The organism is Georgenia satyanarayanai (genome assembly GCF_009193135.1).
Classification (GTDB): domain Bacteria; phylum Actinomycetota; class Actinomycetes; order Actinomycetales; family Actinomycetaceae; genus Oceanitalea; species Oceanitalea satyanarayanai.
Genome location: NZ_VUKC01000002.1, coordinates 274,055 through 286,364, shown reverse-complemented (window position 1 = coordinate 286,364; position 12,310 = coordinate 274,055). Strand labels below are relative to the sequence as shown.

Annotated in this window: 12 protein-coding genes; 8 read left to right on the top strand and 4 right to left on the bottom strand. The window is 72.4% G+C overall.

All coding sequences use genetic code 11. The annotated features are described in order from the left end of the window. Positions 1 to 60 precede the first annotated feature (60 nt). Complete coding sequence (locus tag GD632_RS03930; protein WP_226924528.1) at positions 61 to 1,512, top strand: CCA tRNA nucleotidyltransferase; 1,452 nt, start codon at positions 61 to 63, stop codon at positions 1,510 to 1,512. A 43-nt stretch (positions 1,513 to 1,555) separates the two neighbouring features. On the opposite strand, the gene GD632_RS03925 is transcribed toward GD632_RS03930, so the two are convergent. Together GD632_RS03925 and GD632_RS03920 are read right to left on the bottom strand one after the other, a co-directional pair. After that, a complete protein-coding gene (locus GD632_RS03925; RefSeq protein ID WP_152188932.1) occupies positions 1,556 to 2,059 on the bottom strand; it encodes a beta-class carbonic anhydrase in 504 nt (167 codons plus the stop codon). A gap of 44 nt (positions 2,060 to 2,103) precedes the next feature. Then, positions 2,104 to 3,423 (bottom strand): MFS transporter, encoded by a 1,320-nt coding sequence (locus GD632_RS03920; RefSeq protein WP_193311328.1) that lies wholly within the window; start codon positions 3,421 to 3,423, stop codon positions 2,104 to 2,106. A gap of 114 nt (positions 3,424 to 3,537) precedes the next feature. Here GD632_RS03920 and GD632_RS03915 point away from each other — a divergent pair, with 114 nt between their 5' ends. The 3 genes from GD632_RS03915 to GD632_RS03905 all read left to right on the top strand — a co-directional run bounded on the left by GD632_RS03915 (position 3,538) and on the right by GD632_RS03905 (position 7,678). Then, positions 3,538 to 4,158, top strand: a complete 621-nt coding sequence (locus tag GD632_RS03915; RefSeq protein WP_152188930.1) for a PadR family transcriptional regulator — start codon at positions 3,538 to 3,540, stop codon at positions 4,156 to 4,158. Then, positions 4,155 to 5,234 carry an inositol-3-phosphate synthase gene (locus GD632_RS03910; protein WP_152188927.1) on the top strand — a complete coding sequence of 360 codons (1,080 nt, stop codon included), beginning with the start codon at positions 4,155 to 4,157 and terminating at the stop codon, positions 5,232 to 5,234. Before GD632_RS03915 ends, GD632_RS03910 begins: the two co-directional genes overlap by 4 nt. Positions 5,235 to 5,428: 194 nt before the next feature. Further along, positions 5,429 to 7,678, top strand: coding sequence for a transglycosylase domain-containing protein (locus tag GD632_RS03905; protein ID WP_152188925.1), 2,250 nt, complete (start codon positions 5,429 to 5,431; stop codon positions 7,676 to 7,678). A 68-nt stretch (positions 7,679 to 7,746) separates the two neighbouring features. On the opposite strand, the gene GD632_RS03900 is transcribed toward GD632_RS03905, so the two are convergent. Further along, positions 7,747 to 8,778 carry a threonine aldolase family protein gene (locus GD632_RS03900; RefSeq protein ID WP_226924526.1) on the bottom strand — a complete coding sequence of 344 codons (1,032 nt, stop codon included), beginning with the start codon at positions 8,776 to 8,778 and terminating at the stop codon, positions 7,747 to 7,749. A 183-nt stretch (positions 8,779 to 8,961) separates the two neighbouring features. Between GD632_RS03900 and rpsF the strand changes: the two genes are divergently transcribed. Genes rpsF through rplI form a run of 4 tightly spaced genes read left to right on the top strand, consistent with a single transcriptional unit; the run spans position 8,962 to position 10,598 of the window. Continuing rightward, complete coding sequence (rpsF, locus tag GD632_RS03895; RefSeq protein WP_152188920.1) at positions 8,962 to 9,252, top strand: 30S ribosomal protein S6; 291 nt, start codon at positions 8,962 to 8,964, stop codon at positions 9,250 to 9,252. A 38-nt stretch (positions 9,253 to 9,290) separates the two neighbouring features. Continuing rightward, a complete protein-coding gene (locus GD632_RS03890; protein WP_152188918.1) occupies positions 9,291 to 9,839 on the top strand; it encodes a single-stranded DNA-binding protein in 549 nt (182 codons plus the stop codon). Positions 9,840 to 9,891: 52 nt separating this feature from the next. After that, entirely contained in the window at positions 9,892 to 10,131 is a 240-nt protein-coding gene (gene rpsR, locus GD632_RS03885; protein ID WP_110853882.1) for a 30S ribosomal protein S18, read from the top strand. A 17-nt stretch (positions 10,132 to 10,148) separates the two neighbouring features. Further along, entirely contained in the window at positions 10,149 to 10,598 is a 450-nt protein-coding gene (gene rplI / locus GD632_RS03880) for a 50S ribosomal protein L9 (protein WP_152188916.1), read from the top strand. Positions 10,599 to 10,720: 122 nt separating this feature from the next. Here the strand turns inward: rplI and GD632_RS03875 are convergent, their stop codons facing one another. After that, positions 10,721 to 12,067: an MATE family efflux transporter gene (locus GD632_RS03875; protein ID WP_226924519.1), complete on the bottom strand. Its 1,347-nt coding sequence runs from the start codon at positions 12,065 to 12,067 to the stop codon at positions 10,721 to 10,723. Positions 12,068 to 12,310 lie beyond the last annotated feature (243 nt).

The following is a 12,310-nucleotide window of genomic DNA, read 5'->3' as shown; positions in this document are numbered from 1 at the left end:
GACGGACGCCCGCCGCGGCGGCGTGGCCCCGGGCGTCGTCGACGTGGCAGGCTGTGGCAAGTGCCGCCCGCCAACGACTCGACGTCCTCGCTCGCCCGCACGGCCGCCGCCGCGCTGACCGCGCTGCCCCCCGCCGTGCTCGACCTGGGCACCGTCTTCGCCGACGCCGGGCACGAGCTCGCGCTCGTCGGCGGGCCCGTCCGTGACGCCTTTCTCGGCTCGGTCAGCCACGACCTCGACTTCGCGACGTCCGCACACCCCGACGAGACCGAGCGTCTCCTCGCGCGCTGGGCGGACACCCACTGGGACGTGGGCAGGGAGTTCGGGACGATCGGGGCCCGCAAGGGGGACGTCGTCGTCGAGGTGACGACCTACCGGACCGAGGCCTACGAGACCGACTCCCGCAAGCCCGTCGTCGTGTACGGCGACACCCTCGAGGGCGACCTCACCCGCCGCGACTTCACCGTCAACGCGATGGCGGTGCGCCTGCCCAGCCTCACCTTCGTCGACCCGCACGGCGGCCTGGAGGACCTCGAGGCCGGGGTGCTGCGCACCCCGGTCGACCCCGAGCAGTCCTTCGACGACGACCCGCTGCGCATCATGCGGGCCGTGCGCTTCACCGCTCAGCTCGGGTTCGAGGTCGAGGCCGGGACGATGGCGGCGATGGCAGCGATGGCGGACCGCCTCGCGATCGTCTCCCCCGAGCGCATCAGCGCCGAGCTCCAGCGGATGCTCCTGTCCGAGCGGCCCCGCCGCGGCCTGGAGCTCATGGTCTACACGGGCGTCGCCGCCGTCGTGCTGCCCGAGCTCGACGAGCTCCAGCGCACCGTCGACGAGCACCGCCGCCACAAGGACGTCTACGAGCACACGCTCGTCGTCCTCGACCAGGCGGTCGAGCTGGAGACCGGCCCCGACGGCGCCGTGCCCGCCCCCGACCTCGTGCTGCGCCTCGCGGCGGTGCTCCACGACATCGGCAAGCCGGCGACGCGGCGCTTCGAGCCCGGTGGTGGGGTGAGCTTCCACCACCACGAGCTCGTCGGTGCCCGCATGACGGCCAAGCGGCTCAAGGCGCTGCGCTTCGACAAGCAGACGATCAAGGACGTCTCCCGGCTCGTCGAGCTCCACCTGCGCTTCCACGGGTACGGGGAGAGCCAGTGGACGGACTCCGCGGTGCGCCGTTACGTCACCGACGCCGGCCCGCTCCTCGAGCGCCTCCACCGCCTCACCCGCGCCGACTGCACCACCCGCAACCGGCGCAAGGCCCTGCGCCTGGCGGCGGCCTACGACGACCTCGAGGAGCGCATCGCGGCGCTCGCCGAGGAGGAGGAGCTCGCCAAGATCCGCCCCGACCTCGACGGGGAGCAGATCATGGCGGTCCTCGGCGTGCCGCCGGGCCCCGTGGTGGGCCGCGCCTACCGCTTCCTCCTCGACCTGCGCATGGAGCGCGGGCCGCTCGGGGAGGACGCCGCCCGCGAGGCCCTCGAGGCCTGGTGGGCGGCCAACCGGCCCTGACCCCCGCCCCCGAGTGCTGTCGGCGGAGACGTGGACGGGGCGGTCACTCGACGGGCTGGAGGAGGCCGGTGTCGACGTCGTAGAGGAAGCCGCCGGCGGCCACGGTGTCCGGGATCAGCGGGTGGGAGCGCACCTTGGCGACCTCCGCGCGGATCGACTGGACCTGGTCGGTGATGACGCCGAGGGACATCCACGTGGCGTCCTGGCCCTGGAGGCGGCCGATCTCGGCCTGCAGCTCCTCCTCGGAGCGGGAGGCCATCGCGCAGCGGGTGTGGTGGACGACGAGGACCCGGTTCACGCCCAGGAGGTTCGTCCCCAGCACCAGGGCGACGAGCACCTGGTCGGTGACCCGGCCACCGGGGTTGCGCAGGATCTTCGCGTCGCCCGGCTGGAGGCCGATCATCCCGATCGGGTCGATCCGGGAGTCCATGCAGGTGACGACGGCGACGCCCGCCCGGGCGACGCCGTCGAAGCCCGCGAGGGAGAAGTCCTCGGCGTAGCGCGCGTTCGCGGCGAGCAGGTCGGCAAAGGGTTCAGCGGAGCTCATGGGCGACGACGCTACTCCGCTGTCCCGCGTCACCGCCCCTCGGCTCAGGGTGCGGACCCGTCGCGCTCGCCGGCGTGGACGGGACGCGGCGTGTCGGCGAGCCGGTGCGTGCCGGCGCCGTAGCCGAGGGAGACGGCGAGGTAGACGACCGCGAGCGCGGCGAAGACGACGCGTGACCAGCCGGTGTCCGGCAGCGCCCACGCGCCGAGCGCGGCGGCCGCGACGAAGGCCGCGTTGTACAGGACGTCGTAGAGCGAGAAGGCGCGGCCCCGGTAGTCGTCGTGGGTGTCGCGGTGGACGATCGTGTCCACCGCGATCTTCGCGCCCTGGACGCTGAGGCCGAGCAGCACCGCGGAGACGGCGACGACGACGAGCTGCGGCGTCGTGGCGAGCAGCGCCTGGCTCACGCCGCCGATCGCGAGGCACAGGACGATCCACCGCGAGGGGGGCATCCGCTCGTGCGCGAGCGGCGTGAGGACGATCGCCAGGCCGTTGCCGGCGAAGGAGATGCCACCGAGGAGCGCAAAGGTGGCCAGTCCGGCGCGGGCGTCCGCCGGGTCGGACAGGAGGTTGCGGGAGATGAGGATGAGCGCCATGAAGTTGACGCCGTAGAGGAAGCGGTGGACCGCCATGACGCCCAGGCCCAGACCCGGGGTGCCGCGGCGGACGAGGTAGCGCGCGCCGTCGACGAGGTCCGAGACGGTCCGCCGCACGGCGACGGCGACACCCGTGCGGGGCCGGACCGTGGGGCCGAGCTCGCCGCGGCGCAGCCGCAGGGCCAGGGCGGAGGCGGCGGCGAAGAGGAGCGCCGCGGAGACGAGGGCGGCGGAGTCCTTCGCGGCGGCGGGGACGAGCAGCCCGGTGACGAAACCGATGGCACCCCCCGCGACGGCGGAGACGGCGCCCAGCGTGGGGGTGAGGGTGTTGGCCATGAGCAGCTGCTCGCGCGGGACGACGCGCGGCAGGCCGGCGGAGAGGGCCGCGAGGAGGAAGCGGTTGACGCCGAGGGTGACGAGGGCAAGGACGTAGACGAGGACGGACACGCCCACCGTGCCGATGAGCACGGCGAGGATCAGGGCGAGCACGACCCGCACCGCGTTGCCCACGAGGAGCACCTGGCGCCGGCTCCACCTGTCGAGGAGGGGCCCGGCGAACGGGCCGACCACCGTGAACGGCAGGAGCAGGACGGCGAAGGCCGCCGCGACCCCGGAGGCGGTGGCCATGGTGGCCGGGTTGAAGAAGAACAGGGTGGCGAGGCCGACCTGGAACATGCCGTCACCGCACTGCGACACGAGACGGACGGTGAAGAGCTTCCGGAAGCCGGGGTGGACGGCGAGGGTGCGCAGGTCGGCGGGGATGCTCACCGGTGCAGGCTATCCCTCGCCCCACCGGCCCTCGCCCTCCCACCGATGCGCTACTCTCGGCGAGTTATATCGCAGCGATACATCGCGGCGACCGGTCGACAGGGACGAGCGCGCATGAGCACCCGTGCGGAGGTTCTCGAGCTCGCCATCCTCGGCCAGCTCGGCTCCTCACCGATGCACGGCTACGAGCTGCGCCGACAGCTGAGCGCCCAGCTCGGCGCGTTCCGCACGCTCTCCTACGGGTCGCTCTACCCCGCGCTGCGCCGGCTCACCGAGGCCGGGCTCATCGCCGAGGCGCCCACCGGCTCCCTGCCGCACCCGCTCGCCGGGCGCCGCGGCCGCATCGTCTACGAGCTCACCGACGCCGGCCGCGAACGCCTGGCCGCGACCCTCGCGACGGCGGACCCCGCCGCCTGGGAGGACGAGGCCTTCGACGTCCGCTTCACCCTCTTCGCCACCACCGACGCGCGTACCCGCCTGCGGATCCTCGAGGGCCGGCACACGCGGATGGTCGAGCGGCTGTCCCTCCTGCGCGAGTCGAGCCAGCGCACCCGGGAGCGGATGGACGCCTACACCGCCGAGCTCGCCCGCCACGGCCTGGAGCAGGTCGAGCGCGAGGTCGAGTGGCTGGAGAACCTCATCGACACCGAACGGGGCACCCCCGGTGCCCTCGACATGAGAACACCCGGACCCGCGGGTCCGCCCGCACCTCCCACCCACAAGGAGCAAGAATGAGTTCCATCCGCGTCGCCATCGTCGGCGTCGGCAACTGTGCGTCCTCCCTGGTCCAGGGCGTGCGCTTCTACGCCGACGCCACCCCGGAGACCACCGTCCCGGGCCTCATGCACGTGACCTTCGGGGACTACCACGTGCGTGACGTCGAGTTCGTCGCCGCCTTCGACGTCGACGCGAAGAAGGTCGGCCTCGACCTCGCCGAGGCGATCAACGCGAGCGAGAACAACACCGTCAAGCTCTGCGACGTCCCGGCCACCGGCGTCACCGTCCAGCGCGGCCACACCCTCGACGGCCTGGGCAAGTACTACCAGGAGATGGTCGATGAGTCCGACGCCGAGCCCGTCGACGTCGTCGCGGCGCTCAAGGACGCCCAGGTCGACGTCCTCGTCTGCTACCTGCCGGTGGGCTCGGAGGAGGCCGCCCGGTTCTACGCCCAGTGCGCCATCGACGCGGGTGTCGCCTTCGTCAACGCCCTGCCCGTCTTCATCGCCGGGACCACGGAGTGGGCCGAGAAGTTCACCGCCGCGGGCGTGCCGATCGTCGGTGACGACATCAAGTCCCAGGTGGGCGCCACGATCACCCACCGCGTGCTCGCCAAGCTCTTCGAGGACCGTGGCGTGCGCCTGGAGCGTACCTACCAGCTCAACGTCGGCGGCAACATGGACTTCAAGAACATGCTCGAGCGCGACCGTCTCGAGTCGAAGAAGATCTCCAAGACGCAGGCCGTCACCTCGAACATGACCGGCGAGCTCAGCGCCCGCAACGTCCACATCGGTCCCAGCGACTACGTCCAGTGGCTCGACGACCGCAAGTGGGCCTACGTGCGCCTCGAGGGCAAGGCCTTCGGCGAGGTGCCGCTCAACCTCGAGTACAAGCTCGAGGTCTGGGACTCCCCGAACTCCGCAGGCATCATCATCGACGCGATCCGCGCCGCGAAGATCGCCCTGGACCGGGGCATCGGCGGGCCCCTCCTGTCCGCGTCGAGCTACTTCATGAAGTCGCCGCCGGAGCAGCGGAACGACGACACCGCACGCGCCGACGTCGAGGCCTTCATCGCGGGCCAGCTCGAGCGCTGACGCGCCGCGACGAGGACGCACCTCCGGACGGGAGGTGCGTCCTCGTCGTCTCCGCGTGCTGCGGAGAGGCTGGGCGGATCGTGTGAAGGCTGCCCCCGACGGGCGCCCCGTCCCGCGGTGCGGCAGGGTCGGTACCGCATACTTGGGGGTCGTCGGGCAGGCCTGTCCGCACATCGCAGCCGAGGAGGAGACGCGTGGCGGCCACACAGGAGCCGGGACGCCGGAGCACGGCGAAGGGTCGCAAGCGGCGATTCGACTACCCACGCTCGGGCAAGGGACCGATCCGGCGCTGGCTGCCGAGCTGGCGGGTGGTGCTGGGCACGGTGGTGACCGGGATCGCCGTCGTCGTCGGCGTCTTCGCCGCCGCGTACGTGTCGACCGACATCCCCGAGCCGGGTGACTTCGCCCAGGCCCAGGGCACGCACGTCTACTTCGCCGACGACGAGACGCAGATGGGCAGCTTCGCGGAGTTCAACCGCGAGATCATCGACCCGAGCACGCTGCCCGCCCACGTGGGCCACGCCGTCGTCGCCTCCGAGGACCGGCGCTTCTACGAGAACGTGGGCATCGACCCGATCGCCATCGGGCGCGCCCTGGTCAACAACCTGCGCGGGAACCCCACCCAGGGCGGGTCGACGCTGACCCAGCAGTACGTCGAGCGCTACTACATCGGCACGACGACGAGCTACGTCGGCAAGTTCCGCGAGGCGATCCTCGCGCTGAAGATCGACCGCGAGCTGTCCAAGGACGAGATCCTCGGCGACTACCTCAACACCATCTACTTCGGCCGCAACGCCTACGGCATCGAGACCGCGGCGCAGGCCTACTTCGACAAGCCGGCCGCCGAGCTCACCCTCTCCGAGTCCGCCATGCTCGCCGGGGTCATCCCGGCGCCGAGCGCGTGGGACCCGGCCGTCGACCCGGAGCGTGCCGAGCAGCGGTGGGCACGCACCCTGGAGTTCATGGTCCGCGACGGCTGGATCACGCAGGAGGAGGCCGACGAGCAGACCTTCCCCGAGACCGTCGAGCACGTCCGCTCCGACACCTACGCCGGACCCAACGGCTACCTCCTCGACATGACGCGCCGCGAGCTGGTGGCGAAGGCCGGGCTCACCGACGAGGAGATCGACACCCTCGGGCTGCGGGTGACGACGACGATCGACCCGCAGGCCCAGGAGGCGGCGGTCGAGGTCGTCGACGCACTGCCGGAGGACCGCCCGGAGGACAACCGGGTGGCCCTCGTGTCGATCGACCCGGGGTCCGGTGAGATCGTCGCGCTCTACGGCGGGCCGGACTTCGTGTCCCAGCCGCGCAACGCGGCCACCCAGGACGTCGCCCAGGCGGGATCGACCTTCAAGCCCTTCACGCTCGTCGCGGCGCTGGAGGACGGGATCCCGCTGAGCCAGACCTACCCGAGCTACACCCCGATGGAGATCGAGGGTTTCGACCGTCCGGTCAACAACTACGACGACTTCAACCGCGGCTACATCGACCTCGTCGAGGCCACCGAGCAGTCGGTCAACACGACGTACGCACAGCTCAACATGGAGATCGGGCCGGAGCGCTCGGTGGAGGCCGCCGTCGCCGCGGGTCTGCCGGAGGACACCGCCGGCCTCGAGGCCGTCCCGTCCAACGTCCTCGGCCCGGCGTCGCCGCACCCGATCGACGTCGCCCGTGCCTACGCGACCTTCGCCGCGCAGGGAGTGCGGCACAACCCGTACATCGTCGCCGAGGTGACCGACGCGGACGGCAACGTCATCTACGCGGGGCACTCCAATGGCTCGGAGGTCTTCGAGCCGGACGTCATGGCGGAGGCGACCTACGCGATGACCTCCGTCGTCGAGGAGGGCACCGGCGTGCGGGCGAACGACCTCGGCCGGCCCGCGGCCGGCAAGACGGGCACCTCGAACGACGGGCGCTCGGCGTGGTTCGCCGGCTACGTCCCGCAGCTGGCCACCGTCGTGGCGATGTACCAGGTGGGCGAGGACGGCACCGAGGAGTCTCTCACGCCCTTCGGGGAGTACGCGTCGATCACCGGCTCGACGTACCCGACGACGATGTGGCGCGACTTCATGTCCGCCGCCCTCGAGGACGAGCCGGTCGAGGAGTTCCCCGAGCGCCCGGCCCCGCCGGAGCCGACCTACGTGCCGCCGCCGCCGGCCCCCGCGCCGGCACCGGCGCCGGAGCCGGAGCCGACGACGGAGGAGCCGACGGAGGAGCCCACGACCGAGGAGCCCACCGAGGAGCCGACGACCGAGGAGCCGGAGCCCGAGCCGGAGCCGACGACCGAGGAGCCCGAGCCGGAGCCGGAGCCGACGACCCCCGAGCCCACCCCGTCGCCCTCACCCACCGGCACCCGCCCACCCGCGGGCGGTGACGGGGACACCGGCAGCGTGCCCGGCCGTCCGGGTGGCGAGGGCGGCCAGCGCCCACCGGGCGGCTGAGCCGGCCCGTACGTCCGAGAGCACAGCTCCTGCCGGAGCTGTGCTCTCGGCGTCTCCCGGCTCGGAGGTCAGCCGAGGATGCGGGCGAGGCCGCCGACGAGCGTGCGGACGTCCTCCTCGGTCGTGTCGAAGGAGCACACCGCCCGCAGCACGCCCGCCGGGCGGTCCCACGCGAGGACCGGCAGCTGCGCGGTGACCGCCGCGACGGCGGCCGGGGGGACCGGCACGAAGACGGCGTTGGCCTCCACCGGGTGGATCGGCTCGATGCCGAGCTCGGAGCGCAGGAGCGCGGCGAGGTGGTCCGCGGCGTCGTTCGCGTGCCGGGCCGTCGTGCGCCACAGCTCGTCGGTGAGCAGGGCGAGGAGCTGGGCGGAGACGAAGCGCATCTTCGAGGCGAGCTGGGTGGAGGCCTTGCGCAGCCGCGCGACCGGCTCCACGAGAGCCGGGTCCAGGACGACGATCGCGTCACCGAAGAGCGCCCCGTTCTTGGTCGCCCCGAAGGACACGACGTCCACCCCGGCCGCCGTGGTGAGCGCGGCGAGCGAGGTGTCCAGCCGGGCGGCCGCGTTGGCCAGCCGGGCGCCGTCGACGTGGACGGCTGCGCCGTGGCCGTGGGCGGTCGCGACGAGGTCGGTGAGCTCGTCGGGCCGGTAGACCGTGCCGAGCTCGGTGCTCTGGGTGAGGGACAGCGCGGCCGGGCGGGCGTGGTGGACGCTGCCGTCGTCGGCGGCGAGGACCGCCGCGACGTCGGCGACGGCGACCTTCCCCGCCGCCGCGGGCAGGGTGCGGACGGCTGCTCCCGCGACGAGCTGGGGAGCGGTCGACTCGTCGGTGGCGAGGTGGGCGAGCGCCGAGGTGAGGACGGCGTCCCACTTCTGGAGCACCGCCCCGAGCGCGACGACGTTGGCCCCCGTCCCGTTGAAGACCGGCATGATCGTCGCGTCCGGGCCGAAGACCTCACGGGTGCGGGCGTCGAGCTCCGCGGTGACGGGGTCGGCGCCGTAGGACGGCGCGTGCCCCTCGGCGGCCGCCGCGAGGGCCGCGAGGACGGCGGGGTGGGCGCCGGAGGCGTTGTCGGAGGTGAAGCCGCGGGTGGTCATGGGCGCCATTGTGCGCCCGGGACGTGATGTGGATGACGCTCCGGGGGCGTGTCACGGTGCGCTAGAGTGGTGCGTTGGCCGCGGCCGGTGCGTACCTGCGTACCCGTCCGCAGCCGCGAATCGCATCACCCTCCTGTCACGGACCGTCCGTGACCGCCAAGTCCAGAGGAGGTGGGTATAAGCATGCGCCAGTACGAGCTGATGATCATCCTCGACCCGGAGGTCGACGAGCGCACCGTCGCCCCGTCGCTCGACAAGCTGCTCTCGGTCATCACGACCGGTGGGGGCCAGGTCGACAAGGTCGACATCTGGGGTAAGCGTCGTCTTGCCTACGACATCAACAAGCGTTCCGAGGGCATCTACGCCGTCGTCGACATGACGACGACGCCGGAGCTCGCCCAGGAGCTCGACCGCCAGCTCGGGCTCAACGAGTCCGTCCTGCGCACCAAGCTCATCCGTCCGGACGCTCACTGAGCCTCCCGACCACCCCCTGACCCCTAGAGGAGACCGACATGGCAGGCGAGACCGTCATCACCGTGGTGGGCAACCTCACGGCTGACCCCGAGCTGCGCTTCACCCCCTCCGGTGCGGCCGTCGCGAGCTTCACCGTGGCCTCGACGCCGCGGACGTTCGACCGGCAGTCCAACGAGTGGAAGGACGGCGAGACGCTGTTCATGCGCTGCTCGGTGTGGCGGGAGGCGGCGGAGAACGTCGCCGAGTCCCTCGCCAAGGGCAACCGCGTCATCGTCCAGGGGCGCCTCGTCCAGCGGTCCTTCGAGACCCGTGAGGGCGAGAAGCGCACCGTCGTCGAGATGCAGGTCGACGAGGTCGCTCCGTCCCTCCGCTACGCCACGGCCAAGGTCACGCGCACGCAGCGCGGTGGCGGCGGCGGCGGCTTCGGCGGTGGCGGCCAGCAGGGTGGCGGTTTCGGTGGCCAGCAGAGCGGCGGCTTCGGCGGCGGCCAGCAGGGCGGCGGCTTCGGCCAGCCGGCCGGCGGCCAGGCCGACGACCCGTGGGCCACGGGTGGGTCGAGCTCGTTCGGTGACGAGCCCCCCTTCTGATCAGACGTACAGCGCGGCGTGAGCTGCGCATGAAGAACCCAAGGAGCACATCATGGCGAAGCCCGTACTTCGCAAGCCCGGCAAGAAGAAGGCCAACCCGCTGAAGTCGGCCAAGGTCGAGGGCATCGACTACAAGGACACCGCGCTGCTGCGCAAGTTCATCTCCGACCGCGGGAAGATCCGCGCGCGTCGCGTGACCGGTGTGTCCGTCCAGGAGCAGCGCGCCATCGCCAAGGCAGTCAAGAACGCCCGCGAGATGGCCCTGCTGCCCTACGCGAGCTCCGCTCGCTGACCTAAGGGAGACACACAATGGCCAAGCTCATTCTCACCCACGAGGTCTCCGGCCTCGGCGAGGCAGGCGACGTCGTCGAGGTCAAGGACGGCTACGCCCGCAACTACCTCGTGCCCCGTGGCCTGGCGACCGCCTGGACCAAGGGCGCGCAGAAGCAGATCGACCAGATCCGCAAGGCCCGCAAGGCCCGCGAGATCGCCACGGTCGAGGACGCCCGCGCGGCTCGCGACTCGCTGCAGTCCAAGTCGGTCGTCGTCGCCGTGCGCGCCGGCTCCGGCGGCCGTCTCTTCGGCTCCGTGACCACCGGCGAGATCGCCGACGCGGTCAAGGCCGCCGGCGGCCCGTCCATCGACAAGCGCAAGATCGAGGTCACCAACCCGATCAAGTCGCTCGGCGAGCACCGCGTGCAGGTCCGCCTGCACGCCGACGTCCAGGCCAACCTCACGGTCCAGGTCGTCGAGGCCTGACCAGGCCCTAGCTGGACGAGGCGCCGGCCGGTGGGAGACCACCGGCCGGCGCCTCGTGCTTGTGTGTGGACTTCTCGGCCGTGGAGGTCGAAAGGTCCACACGGAGGGAAACCCGGCTCGGGTCAGGCGCCGAGGACCATCCACCGCTCGCCGCGGGCGCGCAGGCCGGTGGTGACCGCGCGGGCGGCCATGAAGCCCCCCGCGAAGGCGGCCCACAGCCAGGCCAGGCCCACGCCGTCGTGCGGGGCCCACGTCCACACCGCGGCGAGCAGCGGGACGTAGACGACGAGCGTGAGGACGCCGGCCCACGCGAGGAAGGTGCCGTCACCCGCCCCGATGAGCACGCCGTCGAGCACGAACACCCAGCCCGCCATCGGCATGAGCAGGCCGGTGACGACGAGCGCGAGCGCGGCGGCCGACCGGACCTCGGGGTCGGTGGTGAAGAGGGTGGTGATCCACCACCCTCCGGCGGCGACAGCGACGCCGATGACGGCGCCCGCTCCGACCCCCCACTGGAGCGTGCGGCGCAGCACCGCCCGGACCCGGGCGGTGTTCCCCGCGCCGAGCCCCTGACCGACCATCGCCTGGGCGGCGATGGCGAGGGCGTCCATGGCGAAGGCCGCCAGCCCCCACAGCGAGTTGACGACCTGGTGGGCCGCGAGCGGGACGGCCCCGAGGGCGGTGGCGGTGACGACCGTGAGGAGGATGGCCACGCGCAGGCTCACCGTACGCACGAGCAGCGGCGTGCCGGCGCGGGCGTTGGACCAGATCCCGGCCGGGCGCGGTCGGAGGGAGACCGACAGGCCGCGGGCGCCACGCAGGACGACGACGGCGAGGACGAGGCCCATGAGCGTCTGGGCGACCGCGGTGCCGAGCCCGGAGCCGGCCACGCCCATGTCGAGCCCGTAGATGAACGTGGCGTTGAGCGCGACGTTGAGGGCGGCCCCGACCGTCGCGACGACGAGCGGGGTCCGCGTGTCGAGCAGGCCGCGCAGCGTGCCCGTGGCGGCCAGGACGACGAACATGCCGGGCAGACCACCGGCCGACCAGCGCAGGTAGGCGACGGCGTGCGGCGCGACGGTGTCCCCGGCGCCGAGGGCGCCGACGACCCAGGGCGCACCGACACCGAGGAGCACCGCGGTGAGGGCGCCGAGGCCGAAGGCGAGCCACATGCCGTCGACGCCGGCACCGACGGCGCCCGCACGGTCACCCGCGCCGATGCGCCGGGCCGTTGCCGCCGTCGTCGCGTAGGCGAGGAAGACGAAGACGCCGACGGTGGAGACGAGGAGCGTGGAGGACAGGGACAGGCCCGCGAGCTCGCCGGTGCCGAGGCGGCCGACCATGACGGAGTCGATGAGGACGAAGAGCGGTTCGGCGACGAGTGCCCCGAGGGCCGGGACGGCCAGGGAGAGGATCTGCCGGTCGAGGGATCGCCCACTGTCCCCAGTCCGCGCCGCGTTGTCCACCAATGTGCCGACCAATTTCCTTCCACACTGTGTGCACGAGTCGACCCGCGAGATTCCGGGGCTCGACGGAAGTTGCATGGGTGTTATCCACATGATTGTCCACGGCCTGTGCACGGAGGGACCACCCCTATCCACCATGTGTCCCCAGGTTTGTCCACACCCGTGGATGGCTCCGTGCGCCGGGAGCACCGTACGGTGACCCAGCAGGTCATCGCGCGCGTGGCGCGCCCCCGGGTGCGCCGCCGG

Coding starts and splice junctions, on each gene's coding strand:
- GD632_RS03925 (WP_152188932.1), bottom strand. CDS start 2,059: ATGAGCTCCGCTGAACCCTTTGCCGACCTGCTCGCCGCGAACGCGCGC.
- GD632_RS03915 (WP_152188930.1), top strand. CDS start 3,538: ATGAGCACCCGTGCGGAGGTTCTCGAGCTCGCCATCCTCGGCCAGCTC.
- GD632_RS03910 (WP_152188927.1), top strand. CDS start 4,155: ATGAGTTCCATCCGCGTCGCCATCGTCGGCGTCGGCAACTGTGCGTCC.
- GD632_RS03900 (WP_226924526.1), bottom strand. CDS start 8,778: ATGACCACCCGCGGCTTCACCTCCGACAACGCCTCCGGCGCCCACCCC.
- rpsF (WP_152188920.1), top strand. CDS start 8,962: ATGCGCCAGTACGAGCTGATGATCATCCTCGACCCGGAGGTCGACGAG.
- GD632_RS03890 (WP_152188918.1), top strand. CDS start 9,291: ATGGCAGGCGAGACCGTCATCACCGTGGTGGGCAACCTCACGGCTGAC.
- rpsR (WP_110853882.1), top strand. CDS start 9,892: ATGGCGAAGCCCGTACTTCGCAAGCCCGGCAAGAAGAAGGCCAACCCG.
- rplI (WP_152188916.1), top strand. CDS start 10,149: ATGGCCAAGCTCATTCTCACCCACGAGGTCTCCGGCCTCGGCGAGGCA.